This is a genomic window from Bifidobacterium sp. ESL0800 (assembly GCF_029395355.1).
Taxonomy (GTDB): domain Bacteria; phylum Actinomycetota; class Actinomycetes; order Actinomycetales; family Bifidobacteriaceae; genus Bifidobacterium.
In genome coordinates this window covers 1,214,227-1,230,251 of sequence record NZ_CP113913.1, presented here as the reverse complement: position 1 = coordinate 1,230,251, position 16,025 = coordinate 1,214,227, and the positions used below count along the sequence as shown (strand labels likewise).

The following is a 16,025-nucleotide window of genomic DNA, read 5'->3' as shown; positions in this document are numbered from 1 at the left end:
TCGGCCGGGTGCGCCTTTATCTCTCGTCGTTGCTCGTTGAACTGGTGTGGTCGGCGTCTGCGGAATCGTCTGATTCGGGCTGGCTGTCCGCGTCACCGGAATCACGATCATCGCGGTCGGTTTCGTCGGATGCCGACACATCATAACCGGCTGGGGCGTCATCGTTTGATACGTCATCCTGTTGGACCGCGTCATCCGGTTCTTTTTCGATTCCGGATTCGGCCGCCTCTACGTCGCCGTCGTCCCGTTCGTCTTGGGTTTCGATCTCGGTACTCGATAGAGAACGATTCTTTTCGGCCTTTTCCTCGGCTTCCTCAAGCCCCATCTGAGCATCGTGCAATGCCTGCTGCTCCTGTTCAAGCAGGGGAATCAGGGCCGTGGGGGCGTCGTGGTCGACCTTTCCTCTCGTTGCCGACCCGCTGTAGACGTCGTCCTCTTGCGAATACTGGACGTGCCAAGAGACTTCGGATCTGCCGTTTTGGTCGTTCTCGTCGTCGGCCCGCGTTTCGGCGTTGTTTTCGTTTTCGGGGTCGTCTGCTTCGTCATCGCTCAAGACGGGCTTCTTTTCGGCCTCGCTCAGCACCATCGTGGCCGAAGATGAAGGATTCGGCATGTCGGGGTAGGAGGGCTTGCCCGCTGTCGCCGGCTTCTGCCGGTCGTCGGTGCGGTCATCGTCTTCGTCTTCCAAGGCGTAGGAACGTGACGGCTTGAAATGTACCGGACGGTCGGCGGTGCTGTCGCTTGCCTCGACAAGTTTGGTGACTTCGGCTGAACCGGTCCTGTCGCTTTCGTCCTCCTCCTGTTCGTAGGAATGCCGCGAATCGTTGTGTTCGCTCTTTGAAGAGGGGGCATCGTCTTTCGCGGGCACGACCGCCGAGGCCGCGGTTGCCGCGCCCTTGGCCTTGTTGGCGACCACCGTCAGCTGATGCGCGAGATGCTCGACCTGCGCTTTGAACTGCAGGATCCTCGCATTGTCCGCGCGGGACAACGCTTCGATGAAATCGCCGACCTGTTGCATTTGCAGCCAAAGGTTGGCGCGGAGGAGGATGAGGTCGTCGATTCGCGAGCCCATGATCCCGCCATAGGCGTTCATCAGTGCATTGCGATGGTCTTCATCCATTTTGGCGAACATCCAAGCCAGGTCGCGTGCGGGGTCGTTGATCTGCATGTCCTGCCAATTGTTCACGGCCGTGATGGTGGAACCGGAGAAGAGGAAATCCCCGTCCGCAAATCCTCCATGGGTCAGGGTGGTGGAGAAGGACCAGAGGCCTTCGGTGTCGATGATCTTGGCCCAGCTGGATGTGATGGCAGGCGGCACATGGCCGGCCTGTTGCAGTCGTTTGATCCAGCCGGTCAGCTGGGCTCGAATCTGTCCGGTGGTGAACGCCGGGAATTTCGCATCGTCAAGGAAATCCGTGCGCTGGCGGTGGATGGCCCCGATGGCGGTGCCCACGCTCGCCGCGTCCTGGCAGGTCAGCAAATCAAGTTGGCGTGCCTCTCCCTCGACGTGTGGTGCGACCAGCACCGAGTTTTTGCCGGTTGCGCTGCCTTTCCCCGCGGTACTGAACGCCAACGCGCGGTCCAGCGCGAAGCCCAATCCGCTCATTTCATGGGACGAGGCAAGAACGCCAGCCGCTTTCGCACGTCCCGCGAGAAGCTTTTTGCCTTTTGGATCGCTGGATACGAACACGTCGTACTGCCGTCCTGCCGTGTCCTGCACCACGGCGTAATCGATGCCGGCGTCATTGTCGGCCTTGTCGCTGCGGTTGTACTCGCACACCCCGGCCATGGATGTCTCGGGCATGGCGGCTGAGGCGAGGGCCGCCAGCATAAACTTGCTTCGTAAAGTCACATCTACCAGATTAATACACCCCTATGTCCTTGCAGTCCGTTCGCTTTCAAGGAATTACAGGGCTATCGGGTGCGGCTGGCAGAATGGCAGATATGGACACCAGGGATACGCAGGCCAAGCTTCAAGGGCTTGACGACGCCCAACGCGCGGCCGCCACGGCCCTTGACGGCCCGGTTCGCATCATTGCCGGTGCCGGTGCGGGCAAGACGCGCACCGTCACACGGCGCATCGCCTATGCCTGCGCCAAAGGCGAGTGGGATCCGAGCCGGACGCTCGCGGTGACGTTTTCGGTGAAGGCCGCCGATGAGATGAGGCAGCGATTGGCATCGCTCGGCGTTGCAGGCCAGGTCACCGCGGCCACTTTCCATTCCGCCGCCTTGCACCAATTGCGCAAGGTCTGGTACGACATCAGCATCGCTCCCTTCCCGCATGTCATTGCCGATCCGCAGGAAATCATCGCGAGAGCGCTCAAACGGGCCACCGGATCCGACCAATACGACGGTATCGCCAGGCGCGATCTGCTTGCCGAGATCAACTGGGCCAAGGTCTCGCTGATAGCCCCGGAGGATTACCAACGTGTCTGCGCGGCCACGCATAGGATGCCGCCGGCCGGGCTTGACCCGCAACGTTTCACCGACGTCTACACCTGCTATGAACAGGAGAAGACCTCACGCGGCGAAATGGATTTCAACGACATCCTGCTGTTGACCTGCCATGTGCTTGGAGGTTTTGAGGAGCAGGCCGCGCAGATTCAGCAGTCCGTCGGCTGGCTCACCGTCGACGAGTATCAGGACGTCTCACCCCTGCAGCACCGCCTGATGGACCTTTGGCTGGGCGATAATCGCAACGTGTGCGTGGTGGGCGACCCGGCCCAGACGATCTATTCCTTCGCCGGGGCTTCGAGCTACGACCTGCTCAATTTCGCGGGGGAGTTCGGTGATCTGCGCGCCGATATCAATCTCAATACCGATTACCGCTCCACGCCTCAGGTCGTCTCGATGGCCAACCGTGTCCTTGCTTCCGCGCCGGACCGGGACCAATACCTGCGTCTGGTTTCCGCCAGAGACAAAGGCGAAGGTATGCGTGTGGTCAAAACCGCCTACGACAGCGACGCCGAGGAGGCGCAAGGCGTGGCCGGTCGCATCGCCCAGTTCGTCGCTCAAGGCGCCAAACCGTCGCAGTGCGCGGTGCTCACACGTCTCAACGCCCAGCAGCAGGTGGTCTGCAAGGCCTTGAAATCGCAGGGAATCGCCTACCGCACCCGTCACGACGTCGGGGTGCAAGACACGGTACTTCAGGACGACAATGAAAGCCGTCGCGAGGCCATGGAGATTTTGGCGAGCAGGCGCGAGCCGGGGGTCACGGTCTCTTCGATCCATGCCGCGAAGGGTCTGGAATTCAAGCACGTGTTCATCATCGGTTGCTCGGAAGGCCTGCTGCCGTACGGTTCCCCGGCTCCCGGCGACGCCTTGGAGGAGGAGCGCCGCCTCTTCTACGTGGCCGTCACCCGAGCCGAGGATTCCCTGCATCTTTCCTACGCACGCAGCAAGGACGGCGTCTCGACCTTTTCGCGCACTCCAAGCCGCTTTTGGTAGGTTCGCGGATTCGATCGGTTTGTGAATTCGGTAGGTTTGCGAATTCGACCGGCTCGGCGCAATTTTGCCGGCAACGATTGTGAGATTACAGGAAAGGCCGGTATCGACTGTTGATATGTCGATGCCGGCCTCTGTTTGTATTACTTTATTCGATTTTCAGCCTTCAGAGACGACTTCAGTTTTGCGGTTTGTCTCCGTTATCCGGCTGGATGCCATTGCCTTTGTCGGATGCGCCATCATCGTTATCGGATTTCGATGATTCATCGTCTTTGTCGGTTTCGGTGCTGTCGTCTTTGGCGGTTGTTTCGCTGCCCTCGCCATCGTCGTCGCCCTGGGCGTCAAGCAATTTCTCGAGTTCGGCGTCCCAGTCGATGCCGTGCTTGGAATCAGTGGCATCGCTGCCATCAGCGGCGAAGGTGGTGATGTTCGCGTCCGGATTCGTATTGGCGTCGGATGGTGACGTTTCGGTGTCGTCGACCTGCGCCTGCTTGCCGTCGATATCCGGCAGCTTCGGCAGCAGATCAGGATGCGACCACTTTTCGTCGCGGGCTTGGTCGCCTTCCTGCGCGCCGATCTTTTCCCAGATGTCGGCGGCTTCGCGCATGCGCTTGGGGCGCAGCTCCATGCCAAGCAGGTTTTCGAAGGTACGTTCCGCCGGTCCGCCGACCGCACGTTCGCGGCGTACCATCTCACGCAACTGGTCGATGTGCGGGATATGGGCCACCCCGGCCTTCCACGTCACCGCGTCGACCCAGCCTTCGACCAAGGCCAGAAGCGTCTCGAGGCTTTCGAGCGCCTCTTTCTGTTCCGGAGTATCGGCAATGCCGACCTTCGTCAGATCGACGGCTCCGGAAATCGAATCAGGGTCCATCGAGGTCGCGTCACGCAACTGCTCCTCCATGGCGTCCAGATCGATGCTGATGCCGCGTGCGTACTTGCCGATCAAGGCCTCGAAGCGGGGCATGAGCCACGGCACATGGGCGAAGAGACGGGCATGCGCCACTTCCTCGAGCGCCAGGAACGCCAATACCTCGGACTGGTCGATTTCCAGCGTCTTGGCGTATTCGATGGAGTTCTGCGCGATCAGCGCTCCGGCAGGGTTCTTCTGCAGGGCGATACCTTGGTCGAAACTGCCGCGCACCTCGTGCGAAAGCTGGCCCGCCGCATGCCCGAGCTGTGTGGAGAAAGCCGTGTTGCCGAGAATCTTGATGAGATTGGCAGGGTCCTTCATATTGTCGGGAATCGGCACGGGAATCGGACCGGCAAAGACACCGGCTATCTCGCCGTCGCCGAAGGCGTCGCCAAAGCGCTCCGAAACGACGCTGGAAAGCGCGTCGCTCATGGATTGCTCCACCGGGCTGGCGAATTTCGCCCACGAATCGACCGTCGCATTGACCCAGTCGGCGCGGGTGAACACCTGTGGGTCGCCTGGGGCGGGGTCGATGGTGCTGGCGGTGTCGAGCCAAAGGTTCGCCTCGCTCATCGCCTTTCGCACGGCTTCGCCCTCACTCGCCGTGACGGTCTGCTCGCTGCCCTCGTCATTGGCGATGGCCAAGGCCAGTGAGGTCGCCAGTTTCACGTTGACGGGGCCCTGCTCGGCGCTTTGCTGCATATCACCGACGGTGTTGAGTCCGCTGGTGGTGAATGCGTTCATCAGCGCCTTCACTTCGGCGGGCTTGGGCAGTTTGGTCGGATCCTGGCCGAGGAGCTGGTCTTTGACCGCGTCAGGCAGTGCGTTGAGCTGTTGGAATGCCATGTCGCCCTGCATCTGACCGAAGCAGTCGATCAACCATTGGTGTATCGCGTTTTCGTCCATCGGTATCGTCCTTTATCTTTCAAGTCCCGGCAATATAACGTCCGTATGTCTTCCCATATTATTGTCTTCTATGGTCTTATCGCTGTAATCTTCCGCTACCGACGAGATTGCGGCCAAGCCGGGAATATATCGTGGCCGGCGATGTCTCTTGGCTGCGCTCGTAGGTTTTATGAAGGCGTTGCGTCTGGGCAAGGCAGCATACTGGTTGATTATGTCACGCAGCAATCAGGACCAGGGGTATCAAGGCCATCGGATGCCGATGTCACCGGCGGGCGAAGATACGACGGATTCGTCGTGGCCCAGTAACGATGATTTCGATGGCATTATCGGTGCGTCGGCTTCGGACAACCGTGCTTCGGGCGATGTTGCAAGCCCGATCGGTGCGGATGCCGATTCTCCTTTTGATACGGGCGCCGAGAGCGATGAAGCGGCCATCGACGTTCGCGGTCGTCTCGGTATCTGGTACCGTTTCACCCGTTATTGTTCGCGTCATTCGCTGCGCTATTTTGCTGGCGTCATTTGTGCGGTGCTGTGTTTCCTGGTGCTGCTTCTGCCCAGTCCTTACGTTATTGAAACGCCTGGCCCGACCCAGGACGTGCTGGGTACGTCTGACGGCAAGCAGGTGATCGCCATCACCGGCGCGACCACGCACAAAAGCCGTGGCAAGCTGCTGTTGCTGACCGTCAACGCCCAGGGCGTCCCGGGCTCGCCGGCGCTCGGTATCCAAACCCTGATCGCATGGATCGACCCTCACCAGCAGGTCATGCCCAGTGAAGCCGTGTTCCCCGTCGGCCAGAGCTCTCAGGAATATGAAAAGACCGCCACCAAGCAGATGACCGGTTCCCAAGACTCCGCCACCGCGGCGGCGCTCACGTTCGCAAAGCGACACAAGATAGCCGGGGCCTCGCACGCCAAAGTGGAAATGCACGTCGACGACATCGGTGGTCCCTCAGCCGGCATGATGTATGCGCTGGGTGTCATCGACAAGCTCACCCCGGCCGACGAGACCGGTGGCAAAACGATTGCGGGCACCGGTACCATCGACAAGAAAGGCAAGGTCGGCAAAATCGGCGGTATCCAGCTGAAAATGCTTGGTGCCAAACGCGACGGTGCCACCTATTTCCTTGCCCCCGCTAGCAATTGCGACGAGGTCGTCGGCCATGTGCCGAACGGCCTGCGCGATGTCAAAGTCTCAACGCTGGACGAAGCCTACCGCGCTTTGGTGGCCATTGGGCAGGGCAAGGCCGATAGCCTGCCACATTGCACGGTGAATTAAATTAACCTTGCCGCGGGCAACGTGCACTATTTGACGGATATTGACTGGACAGATTGCGCTAACTGTCTGGTATTGCCCGCAATGTGGATACGACGCCGCGACGTGGCGCGTGCTGTTCCCTATGTTTGCTATATTAGAAGGGTGAATGAAACGGCATCAAAAAACGCTGAAGAGTTCGGTTTTCACAACGGTGACATCGTGCAGGAATGGCTGTGGGATGACGACGTAAGTGAGTCCACTCGAGAGAAAATCATGGATTTGACCGGTCAGGATCTGGTCGATGAAGATTATGATTCTGCCGTCGATGGCGTCATCATCTGGTGGCGCGACGGCGATGACGAGGACGCCTTGGCCGACACCATCATGGACGCGCATGGGGTCATCGGTGAAGACGGCCCGCTTTGGATTCTCACCCCCAAGCCGGGTCGGCCGGGCGCTCCTGCCTCCAATACGGTGCAGTCCGCCGCCAAGACCGCCGGCATGAACGCGGCCACGCCCCTGACGGTTTCCGAGGATTGGAACGGTATCCGTCTGCGTGCCTTCGGCAAAGGTCGCTGAAACCGTAGCGGTTTGGCGTAGCCAGTCGTTTTCAAAAGTACATATGCTTGAGGATATGGAAAGTCTCTGCTGACGCCTTGTCGGCGGAGACTTTCGTATTGTGTGGCGTCGGATTTGCGATTATGGCTTGTATTGCATTTTGGTCAATGGGGGAGAATACGAAGAAAGTCCCCGTCGGCGATGAACCGATGAGGACTTTCTTCTATTGAATTGTGCTGCAGCCTAGAGTCCCGGGTAGAGCGGGAAATCCTCGGTGAGCTTGGTCACCCGGGCGTGCAACGCCTCCACATCAGCGTCCTTGCCCGCGGCCAGGGCAGTGCCGATGATGTCGGCGACCTCTTCGTACTGCGGGGCGGCAAATCCGCGGGTGGCCAGCGCTGAGGTACCGATGCGCAGGCCGGAGGCCACGGAAGCCGGGCGCGGGTCGAAGGGCACGGTGTTGCGGTTGACGGTGATGCCGCACTGCGCCAGCAGGTTCTCGCCGGTCAGTCCGTCCATCTCGCTGTCTCGTAGGTCGACCATGACCAGATGCACATCGGTGCCGCCGGTCAAAACGGTGATGCCTTGCGCCGCCACATCGGGCGCGTTGAGGCGGTCGGCCAGGATCTTCGCGCCCTCGAGCGTACGTTCCATGCGGTGCTTGAACGCCTCGGTGCCGGCGACCTTGAAGGCCACGGCCTTGGCGGCGATGATGTGCATCAGCGGCCCGCCCTGCTGGCCGGGGAAGACGGCGGAATTGATCTTCTTGCCGTATTCCTTCTTGGCGAGGATGAAGCCGGAGCGCGGCCCGCCCAGCGTCTTGTGCGCGGTCGAGGAGACGACATCGGCGTAGGGGACCGGGCTCGGGTGCAGGCCCGCGGCCACCATACCGGCGAAGTGGGCCATATCGACCCAGAACTTCGCGCCGACCTCATCGGCGATCTCCTTCATCGCCTTGAAATCCTCGATGCGCGGGTAGGCGCTCCAACCGCCGATGATCAGCTGCGGATGGACCTCGAGCGCGCGCTGGCGCACGATTTCGGGATCGATCAGGAAGGTGTCGGGATTCACGCCGTAGGATTCGGCGTGGTAGAACTTGCCGGAGAAGTTCATCTTGGTGCCGTGGGTCAGGTGGCCGCCGTGGTCGAGCGCCAGGCCCAGCACGGTGTCGCCCGGCTTGATGAGCGCCTGATAGACGGCGGCGTTGGCCTGTGCGCCGGAATGAGGCTGAACGTTGGCGAACTCGGCGCCGAAGAGTTCCTTGGCGCGGTTACGCGCGAGCGTCTCGATGCCGTCGACGAATTCGCAGCCGCCGTAGTAGCGGCGTCCGGGGTAGCCTTCCGCGTACTTGTTGGTCAGAATGGAGCCCTGCGCGTCAAGAACGGCGCGGGGTACGAAGTTTTCGGAAGCGATCATCTCAAGGCCGTTCTGCTGGCGCTTGAGTTCGTCCTGAATCAGCGACGAGATTTCGGGGTCCGCTTGTGCGATGGGTGCATTGAACACGTCCGACGAACTCTGCACGACTGCAGGGTTGGATGTGTCGGCTTTAAATGGTTCAGCCATTTCGAACTCCTTTTTCATACTCGTCGGCTGCCGGGAATGCGGCAGATTTTTTCCGCTTCGTCCGCTCCTTGACAACGAACGGAATTCCACGGATTACGCAGCAAAGAGGCTTGCGCTTGTTGCTGCGTAAGTGCCATTATGCCAGATGGCTGCCGGAACATGCCTCATTTGTTCTGTTTGTGGACAATTCGTCATTGAAGGAACCGATGATCTGCGACATGCACGGTATACGGCGATTTCGGAAGTCGGTGATGAAGGCAGCCGGTGGAACGTTGATGAAACGTCGATAAAACGGCAACGCAGGGAACTGTGGGCGATGAGGGATTCGAACCCCCGACATCCACCGTGTAAAGGTGGCGCTCTAACCAGCTGAGCTAATCGCCCGAAGACTTTTTTTACTTTACCGCAACCGTTGCCCAGCGGGGTGTCGGCGGATTGACGTGCCGCGCCCCTGGCGGCGAATATGGTCATTATGTTTTACGATTGTACTTTCTTGAGGCCTTCGATCTTCCTTCCCCGTCCCTCAAACGCCATGGTGACGCCTCCTCCGGCCGGGGGATGGCGATAATGAGGAGCTTTCTGCGACGATGCTTGGTGGTAGCATGCCGGAAGACGGCGGTGACAATGACGGCAAAGAGATCAAGGTTGAAGAAGGCGAACCGCGGTGCCGCGTGTTCGATCGGGGGTGGGCGATGAGGCTGCGTGATCGTTTTCCGAAGCTGATTGGGCCGTTGGTGATGTCGGATGATGAGTTCTGGTCGCTGCATCCGTTGCGGCTGCGCGTGATCATGGGGTTTGTCGGGGGCGTGTTTACTTTGATGGGCTTGTTGCTCTGGTGTTTGGTGGCGATTGGACTTGGGGCCGGCGACCTGCTGGTGCATCATCCCGTTGCTTTGGGACGTGTGATGCCGTGGTCTGATTTGGCTGCGTTGGTGGTGGCGGCGCTGACATTGGTGGTTGTGGGTGTAGCAGTGTTGGTGCTGGTGTTTCATAGGAGTGTTGGGGTAAAACGTGTGGTGTCGCTGCTGTGCCGTTATATGCCGGTGCTGTGTGTGCTGACGGCGGTGGGCGTGTTTGCCTCGCGTGACCGGTATTGTGCGGTCTTCGGTATCTGTCTGTTGGCGATTGGTTCGTTTCCCGGTTTGGTGTTGAACCGGTATGTCAGATGGGTGAAGGTCAAATGAGTTTCACGGCGATCAGGCTTGCGGGCGTGGATTGCAAGGGTGTGTCGGACTATGTTCAGGACGTGGGTGCCGATGTGTCGAGTGCCGTCGGGGCTGGCGGTCGGTCTTCGGATTCGTCGCCGTCGGGTGCTTGGTCGTTTGATTTCACGCTGACCGGTCCGATGTGGTGGGAGTTCGCGATGGCGTCGAACGCCTATGGGCGTGGGTTGCGACATATCTATGTGCCAGGCTCCGTGTTTGTCGTTGTGCTGTTGCTGGTGGTCTTCCTGAGTAACGGGACCTTGTATTTTCCTAATGATGAATGGTGGGTTCTTGTTCTTGTCGGGCTTCTTGTTGTGTGTTTGCTGCTTTGCGGTGGTCCGTTTCCTCGTCGGGTTGTGATGAACCAGTCGACGAGATTGGTGTCGCAGTGGTTCCCGGTGCCGAGCGGAACTGGTCCGGAGATGCGCAGTGCGGTGGGGCAGTGGAAGAACGGTGTATTCGACAGGCGTTGGCTGACGCCGTGCCGACTGTGGGCCGATGGCGGCGGCGTGGTGTTGCTGCGTCGTGTGAACGGCGAGGAGTATACGGTACGTGCTTCTTGGTCGCAGTTGGATTGTGTGCGGCTGACGGAGCATGCGGTGGTGTTGTCGCCTTCGGCGGGTGGGAAGGCGTCGATTGATATCATTCCGGCTGTGGCGGATGTGAAACTTGCGGATTTGGACTGCTGTGTTTTGGTGGATCGGTCGGTGTTGCCCGATGTGGAAGGGTTCGTGGCCTGGTGCCGGGATCGCATCGCGGGCGCCGCGCCCCGCTCTCGTGGCCTGCGTGCGTGGGTACGTCGTTTCCGTTCGTCGTTGTATGGGGACCGTGAGTTTTTGTATGGCCCGCCGAAGGGTATGCGTCCAGGGTGGTGAGGGCGTTGAGGCTATTCGTGTTGAGAGAAGATTGAGAGATGGCGGTTGTCGGTAGTGGATGGAGTCGGTGATGGCTGATGGTCTGGCAGGAAGTTTCCGTCCCGAGTGGACGTTGGGGTCGATAGGTTCGATAGCGTTCAATCCGGAGCAATGGTATATGTTGATTGGTGGCCCGGATTATCTGCGTTTCCTGGTGCCGGAGAGTCTGTTGCCGTTCTCGTATGGTGTGAAGAACGGGTTCAGGAATGGTTTTGACGATCTGTTGCATGGAGGCAGATGATGGGCGGGCGTTTTTTGTCGGGCGGATCGGTCGGCGGTTCCTCGCCGGAGTCGTTGGGTCCGTTCCGTTTTGTGTTGGGTTATCGGGAGTTCAAACAGCTGTTCCGCGCGGAGAACGGCGCCTACATGCGCAAGATCGGGCTCATAGGGACGGTGTGTGCCGGGTGGGCTATTCCTGCTTCGTTTATTGGTGGGATAGTGCCAATGTTTGAGGGAGAAATCGAATGGACTGTGAGCAACATCGCGGGAAATTTTGGTGGTTTTTTGATTGGTTGTTTTTTTGTGTGGTGTCTGGTGCGTCCGCCGTTTCTGTTTGTGTTCCGTTCGGGTGAGGCGCGTTCGTTCTTCCGGTTCCACGGGTTGCGTGTGCCTGGGGGCGTGGACCCGCGCGGGCTGTCGGTGTCGGTGTCGACGTCGTTGTGCGCGTTGGGCGGCGAGGAGGTGGCGGCCGACGGGACGGTGGTGCGTACGCCGTATGCGTTCATGCGGCGGTGGCCGGTGGTGACGTGTCGTTTCGTGTTTCTGCCGGTGGCGGATTGGCGCAGTGATTCGGCGGTGTGGAACATGGTGGGGGTGAACTGGGCGTTCCGTCCTGAGTGGGATGGTGAGGGTGTGGCGTTGCCGCGTTCGGGTGTGCCTGGTGTGTGGCGTGTGTCGTGGTGGGTGCATGGGCGTGTGCGTGAGGCGTCGGGGAGGTACCGGCGTGCGAGGCGTCTGGCCTCTCGTGGGGTGCGTGACCCGTCGGCGGTGTCGGAGGCGTTGGCGTTGATGCGTCCGGAGCTGGAGTGGCTGGCGGAGGGTGAACGCCTCAACCAGCAACACAAACAGCAAAAGACAGGGGATGCCGCGCCCAAGGAGGATGAGCGCTGATGGAAAGTTCTGAAAATGTGAGGTTGCCGATGGAAGGATTCGCGGGCGCGTACAGTGCCGCAGTTGGGCCGGTCAGCCGGTCTTCGGATTCGTCGCCGTCGGGTGCTTGGTCGTTTGATTTCATGCTGACTGGTCCGATGTGGGGCGAGTTCGTGGAGGCGGCGAACGCGTACGGGCGTGGACTTCGGCGTATCTTCGCGCCGTTCGTAGTGTTTTTTGGTGCTTTGTGCCTGATGATTGTCGGGGTGATGCGGTCCAGGTTTTTCGGTGATTCCGAGTCGGTGAAGTTGTTCGCTGGGTTATTTGCCTTCATGGTCGTTGCTTTGCTTTTCTGTTGGGGCCGGTTGGATTCTTTGGTGGTGTTGCGTTCGATGTTTCGTTCGTTGTCGGATTGGTTTGCGGTGCCGAGTACGAGCACGGCGGAGTTGACGCGGGTGTTCGCCACGTGGCGTTACAAGAGTTTTGATGCTCGTTGGCTAACGCCGTGTCGTCTGTGGGTGAATGACGGCGGCGTGGTGTTGCTGCGTCGTGTGAACGGCGAGGAATATACGACCCGTGCGGCGTGGTCGGATCTGGCGTGTGTGCGGCTGACGGAGCATGCGGTGGTGTTGTCGCCTTCGGCGGGCGGGAAGGCGTCGATGGACATCATTCCGGCGGTGGCGGATGTGCGGTTCGCCGATCTGAACGGCTGTGTTTTGGTGGACCGGCGGGTGATGCCGGATGTGGAGGGGTTCGTGGCCTGGTGCCGCGAGCGTATCGCGTCTGCGGCGGTCCCGTTGCCGTCGCGTGGCCTGCGAGTGTGGCTGTATCGTTTCCGTTCGTGGTTATACGGGGATCATGAGTTTTTGGGCGGCCCGCCGGCGTGGGCGGCGAAGTGAGTCGTCGATGGTGATGTCCTTTATTCGTTCTGGTTTAAGTGAAAGTAGTAGGGCCATCGGGTTGCGTCGTAACGGCCACGTATACTGGGAACATTGCGTAGATCACCTCAGGAGGCAGAACTGATGGCTGAAGAGTCGGAGAACAACCAAAGCTCGACGGGAATAGAATATGCTGGAAAGCGCAAGTGGGGTTATGACGTTGACCAGGTGAATGAGTTCTTGGAACGTGCCCACGAGATGTATGACAGGAATGACGGCGAGCTTACCCAGCAGGACATTCAGAGCGCCGCGTTTACGTTCACTAAAGGTGGTTACGTCATTGCCGAGGTCGACGCCGCGTTGGCGCGCCTTGAGCATGCAGTCGTGGACAAGGAGACGGCCCGCCAGATTGCAGGCAATGGTGCTGTCGCGTGGCAGGCTCGTACCCAGCAGCTTTACAGCATGATAAGCGATCATGCCAAGCGCAGCCACAAAGATCGTTTCATTCGTGGGGAGAAGAAGCGTCCTTCCTATGATGTCAAGCAGGTGGACCGTCTGGTCGATCAGATCATTACCAAATCCGCAGATGATCTGGGCGTCAGGTCCATGAGCGGCGAGGAAGCCAAGGACCTTGCCGATCTCAATTCGAGCACCGTGGCCAACGTTATTTTCACTCAGCGCAAAGGCAGCCGGGGTTACGACGAGCGCCAGGTTGATTATTATCTCGATGCGTGCGTTCAGCTGTTGAGCCGCGTTGAGTCTTATGCGCGTATCACCGATTACAACGAAAAGAACGCTGCCGCAGCCGCAGCCGCCCAGCCAGTTGGGGCACGCACGGTTCCGGTCGCCCCGCAGTCGCAGCCGGTTTCCGGGCTCAACAATGTTCCGGTCAGCCCGTTGATCGCCGATAACGTATCGGGTCCCTCGGCCGACCCTACGGTTCCGGCCGCTCAGCCCCTCGCTTCCTCGTATCAGTCTGCACAGCAGGCACAGACGACTCAGCCCGCTGCTTCGTCGAGTTCCTTCGATGCAGTCCAGACGAATGTCCAGCCGGCATCGGCCGATGATTTCGGCGCGGCTTCTTCTTCGACGTTCGATTTCAATACGACGGTTCCCGACGCCGCCGCCCCGGTAATCCCGAACTTGCCCGATGGCGTTGGAACACAAGGCAATAGCAGTAATGCTTCTGTTCCATCGCAAGACACTGCGACGGATGCCAGTTCCTCATTGGCCGCTTTGGCGAACATGGCCCATACCACCGAGAATCTCTCTAACAACACTGAGGAGGCGCCTTTCGCCACACCTCAGGTGCCGACGCTCAACACCCCGCTTCAGGGGAACGCAGACAATGGCGCCACCGGTGCTGATTCCGCTCCTTTGTTCGGTGCTTCCAGCAGCAATGCAGGTGGTAAGCCGGCAACGACCCTCAACAACTCTGACGTTGATATTCCCGACATCTCGTTCCCTGATTACAGCGCTTTCAAAGGTGACGATCAGAAGACCGGTGAGTGACGCATCCACTCAAGGCGAACGCCGTGTCATGGGTCGTTTATCATGAGCACTGTGCCAAACGAACTGTCCGATCCAGCCGATAGTCAATCCAACACGTCGTGGGGACTTGGTCGCCGTCTTTTGGTGACCATCCCTATTTTTATCGTGCTTTTGGGCATTCTTGTCACGGTTTCCAATCTCACCAGCGTGCCGTGGAAAAGGGAGCCGACGGGCCAGTCGGTGTCCACTCTTTCGCCGAATACCGGTGTTGTGTTCGATAATCCCCAAGATGTGCCGTTGGCGCATCGCGACAGTTTCAAGGTTTCCTCGCGTACGGTCACTTTGGATGTCAAGCGGCCTGCCACCGGTGAGGTTCAGCATGTCCATGTTCTTCTTCGGGCACCGAAGGATTCGGCAGGCACGAACGTCAGGCACCCCGGAGTCGTATTTATGCACGGTGCAGGCTATGGAACCGCGGAAAACAGCTTCGGTGACGCCGCCGCAGACCTTTCATCGGCCGGGTTCGTCACTGCCGTGATGGACAAGCCCGTCTGGTCGACCAACGACATCACCCGAGATTATCCGGCAAGCGCCAAGGCCTATGACCAGGTCGTGCGCTACCTGCGTACGCAGCGCAATGTCGACCCGGATAAGGTCGGTCTTTACGCGACTTCCGAAAGCACATGGATTTCGCCCTACGTCATCAAATATGACAAACGCATCGCTTTCCAGCTCCTCTTGAGCCCCATGGTCTACGGCCCCCGACAGTCCTTGGGATTCTTCGTCGGACAGGACTTCTCGCTGGTCGGCGCCAATAACGGCTACCAATCAATCGTGCGCAGGCTGTTCCACGCCGATACCGAAATGATGGGGCTTCATAACCTTGATTTCCCGATGGATCTGCGCGAGGCCTACGCAGTGCCGACCATGGTGGTCTATGGCTCGAAAGACGTCCTGACCGCGCAGGTCGAGGGCTTGGAACATATTCTCTATTCCGCCCATCGCGCCGGCAACCGCAACGTGACGGTGCGCAGCTATGCTGTGGCCAACCACGTTCTGCGGCTTGGCGACGAGGCAGACACCGGCACCCCGTTCGCGGATGATTACATCAATGACGTCATCTCGTGGGCCGTGGGCACCGTCGCCGGCCTCAAGCAGACGAGCGAGCTCGTCGCCGGCACCACCATCCGTCAATCCATTGCGGTGCCGGTGGAGCTGAAGGCGGATCGCAGTCTCACCGTCTACGGTTCCATGGTCAATGTCGGCATGGTGGTTCTGCTTGCCGCGGCGTTGCTCATGGCACTGGTCGGCTGTGCGATGAAGGGTTGGCGGCTGGTTCATCGTAATCACAATAAGGTGTTCGGCTTCATGCGGGGCTTTGGCAGCGAGCTGTTGGCCGTTGCCGTGACGACGTTGGCGACGTTCGTGCTGTTCGCTGCGGGACTTGGGCAGGTCATCATGGCCGTGGTCAAGCTCGGCTGGGGCGGCGCGCCTAGCGAAAACCCCGGCATGATGTATTGGAGCTGGCCGGTCATCCAGGTGGTTTCGACGCTGGTGGTCTGGGCCTGGGCCCGTATTCTGGCGCGTTGCATCGAAGTGGCACAGGTGCGCGGACTGGCGCAATTCCCGCCGCGCAAAGGGGCGATCAGCGATGTGGTCAGTGGCCGGGAGCCGGTGTTCGCCTCGAAACGGTTCGGCCGTGTCTTCTTCTGGCTGGTCGCTGCGGCGATGTTCAGTGTCCTGCTGTTCTTTGCGTTCTGGGGCCTGTTCATTTTCTGATCAGACATGTCGGATTGCGTATCGGCTTGA

Annotated in this window: 13 protein-coding genes and 1 tRNA gene; 10 read left to right on the top strand and 4 right to left on the bottom strand. The window is 59.7% G+C overall.

Features of this window, described 5'->3' with window-relative positions; translation table 11 throughout:
• Positions 1–16: 16 nt before the first annotated feature.
• Entirely contained in the window at positions 17–1,852 is a 1,836-nt protein-coding gene (locus tag OZX75_RS04965; protein WP_277145575.1) for a phosphotransferase, read from the bottom strand.
• An 83-nt stretch (positions 1,853–1,935) separates the two neighbouring features.
• Here OZX75_RS04965 and OZX75_RS04960 point away from each other — a divergent pair, with 83 nt between their 5' ends.
• On the top strand, positions 1,936–3,447 hold the full coding sequence (locus OZX75_RS04960) for an ATP-dependent helicase (RefSeq protein WP_525930225.1): 1,512 nt from the start codon (positions 1,936–1,938) through the stop codon (positions 3,445–3,447).
• 175 nt (positions 3,448–3,622) lie between these two features.
• On the opposite strand, the gene OZX75_RS04955 is transcribed toward OZX75_RS04960, so the two are convergent.
• The gene (locus OZX75_RS04955; protein WP_277145573.1) at positions 3,623–5,263 is read right to left on the bottom strand and encodes a zinc-dependent metalloprotease; all 1,641 of its coding nucleotides are present in this window, start codon (positions 5,261–5,263) and stop codon (positions 3,623–3,625) included.
• A gap of 211 nt (positions 5,264–5,474) precedes the next feature.
• Between OZX75_RS04955 and OZX75_RS04950 the strand changes: the two genes are divergently transcribed.
• Both OZX75_RS04950 and OZX75_RS04945 read left to right on the top strand, forming a co-directional pair.
• Positions 5,475–6,539 carry a YlbL family protein gene (locus OZX75_RS04950; RefSeq protein WP_277145572.1) on the top strand — a complete coding sequence of 355 codons (1,065 nt, stop codon included), beginning with the start codon at positions 5,475–5,477 and terminating at the stop codon, positions 6,537–6,539.
• Between the two features lie 141 nt (positions 6,540–6,680).
• On the top strand, positions 6,681–7,097 hold the full coding sequence (locus tag OZX75_RS04945; protein WP_277145571.1) for a DUF3052 domain-containing protein: 417 nt from the start codon (positions 6,681–6,683) through the stop codon (positions 7,095–7,097).
• 222 nt (positions 7,098–7,319) lie between these two features.
• Here OZX75_RS04945 and glyA read toward each other — a convergent pair whose 3' ends face one another.
• Together glyA and OZX75_RS04935 are read right to left on the bottom strand one after the other, a co-directional pair.
• Entirely contained in the window at positions 7,320–8,639 is a 1,320-nt protein-coding gene (glyA, locus tag OZX75_RS04940) for a serine hydroxymethyltransferase (protein WP_277145570.1), read from the bottom strand.
• A gap of 310 nt (positions 8,640–8,949) precedes the next feature.
• Positions 8,950–9,023 (bottom strand) — tRNA-Val (locus OZX75_RS04935).
• Positions 9,024–9,241: 218 nt separating this feature from the next.
• Between OZX75_RS04935 and OZX75_RS04930 the strand changes: the two genes are divergently transcribed.
• The 7 genes from OZX75_RS04930 (at position 9,242) to OZX75_RS04900 (ending at position 15,995) form a co-directional block, all read left to right on the top strand.
• Positions 9,242–9,823, top strand: a complete 582-nt coding sequence (locus tag OZX75_RS04930) for a hypothetical protein (protein WP_277145569.1) — start codon at positions 9,242–9,244, stop codon at positions 9,821–9,823.
• Positions 9,805–10,719 carry a hypothetical protein gene (locus OZX75_RS04925; protein WP_277145568.1) on the top strand — a complete coding sequence of 305 codons (915 nt, stop codon included), beginning with the start codon at positions 9,805–9,807 and terminating at the stop codon, positions 10,717–10,719. The genes OZX75_RS04930 and OZX75_RS04925 overlap by 19 nt, the downstream gene beginning before the upstream one ends.
• Before the next feature lie 70 nt (positions 10,720–10,789).
• Complete coding sequence (locus tag OZX75_RS04920; RefSeq protein ID WP_277145567.1) at positions 10,790–10,999, top strand: hypothetical protein; 210 nt, start codon at positions 10,790–10,792, stop codon at positions 10,997–10,999.
• Positions 11,000–11,364: 365 nt separating this feature from the next.
• On the top strand, positions 11,365–11,868 hold the full coding sequence (locus OZX75_RS04915) for a hypothetical protein (RefSeq protein ID WP_277145566.1): 504 nt from the start codon (positions 11,365–11,367) through the stop codon (positions 11,866–11,868).
• Positions 11,868–12,746 (top strand): hypothetical protein, encoded by an 879-nt coding sequence (locus tag OZX75_RS04910; RefSeq protein ID WP_277145565.1) that lies wholly within the window; start codon positions 11,868–11,870, stop codon positions 12,744–12,746. The genes OZX75_RS04915 and OZX75_RS04910 overlap by 1 nt, the downstream gene beginning before the upstream one ends.
• A 123-nt stretch (positions 12,747–12,869) precedes the next feature.
• On the top strand, positions 12,870–14,237 hold the full coding sequence (locus OZX75_RS04905; protein WP_277145564.1) for a DivIVA domain-containing protein: 1,368 nt from the start codon (positions 12,870–12,872) through the stop codon (positions 14,235–14,237).
• A gap of 42 nt (positions 14,238–14,279) precedes the next feature.
• Positions 14,280–15,995 carry an alpha/beta hydrolase family protein gene (locus OZX75_RS04900; protein WP_277145563.1) on the top strand — a complete coding sequence of 572 codons (1,716 nt, stop codon included), beginning with the start codon at positions 14,280–14,282 and terminating at the stop codon, positions 15,993–15,995.
• Positions 15,996–16,025: the final 30 nt, after the last annotated feature.

What these genes read in the sequence shown, in the direction of transcription:
- OZX75_RS04960 (WP_525930225.1), top strand. Translation starts at nt 1,936, where the DNA reads ATGGCAGATATGGACACCAGGGATACGCAGGCCAAGCTTCAAGGGCTT.
- OZX75_RS04955 (WP_277145573.1), bottom strand. Translation starts at nt 5,263, where the DNA reads ATGGACGAAAACGCGATACACCAATGGTTGATCGACTGCTTCGGTCAG.
- OZX75_RS04950 (WP_277145572.1), top strand. Translation starts at nt 5,475, where the DNA reads ATGTCACGCAGCAATCAGGACCAGGGGTATCAAGGCCATCGGATGCCG.
- glyA (WP_277145570.1), bottom strand. Translation starts at nt 8,639, where the DNA reads ATGGCTGAACCATTTAAAGCCGACACATCCAACCCTGCAGTCGTGCAG.
- OZX75_RS04930 (WP_277145569.1), top strand. Translation starts at nt 9,242, where the DNA reads ATGCCGGAAGACGGCGGTGACAATGACGGCAAAGAGATCAAGGTTGAA.
- OZX75_RS04925 (WP_277145568.1), top strand. Translation starts at nt 9,805, where the DNA reads ATGGGTGAAGGTCAAATGAGTTTCACGGCGATCAGGCTTGCGGGCGTG.
- OZX75_RS04920 (WP_277145567.1), top strand. Translation starts at nt 10,790, where the DNA reads ATGGCTGATGGTCTGGCAGGAAGTTTCCGTCCCGAGTGGACGTTGGGG.
- OZX75_RS04910 (WP_277145565.1), top strand. Translation starts at nt 11,868, where the DNA reads ATGGAAAGTTCTGAAAATGTGAGGTTGCCGATGGAAGGATTCGCGGGC.
- OZX75_RS04905 (WP_277145564.1), top strand. Translation starts at nt 12,870, where the DNA reads ATGGCTGAAGAGTCGGAGAACAACCAAAGCTCGACGGGAATAGAATAT.
- OZX75_RS04900 (WP_277145563.1), top strand. Translation starts at nt 14,280, where the DNA reads ATGAGCACTGTGCCAAACGAACTGTCCGATCCAGCCGATAGTCAATCC.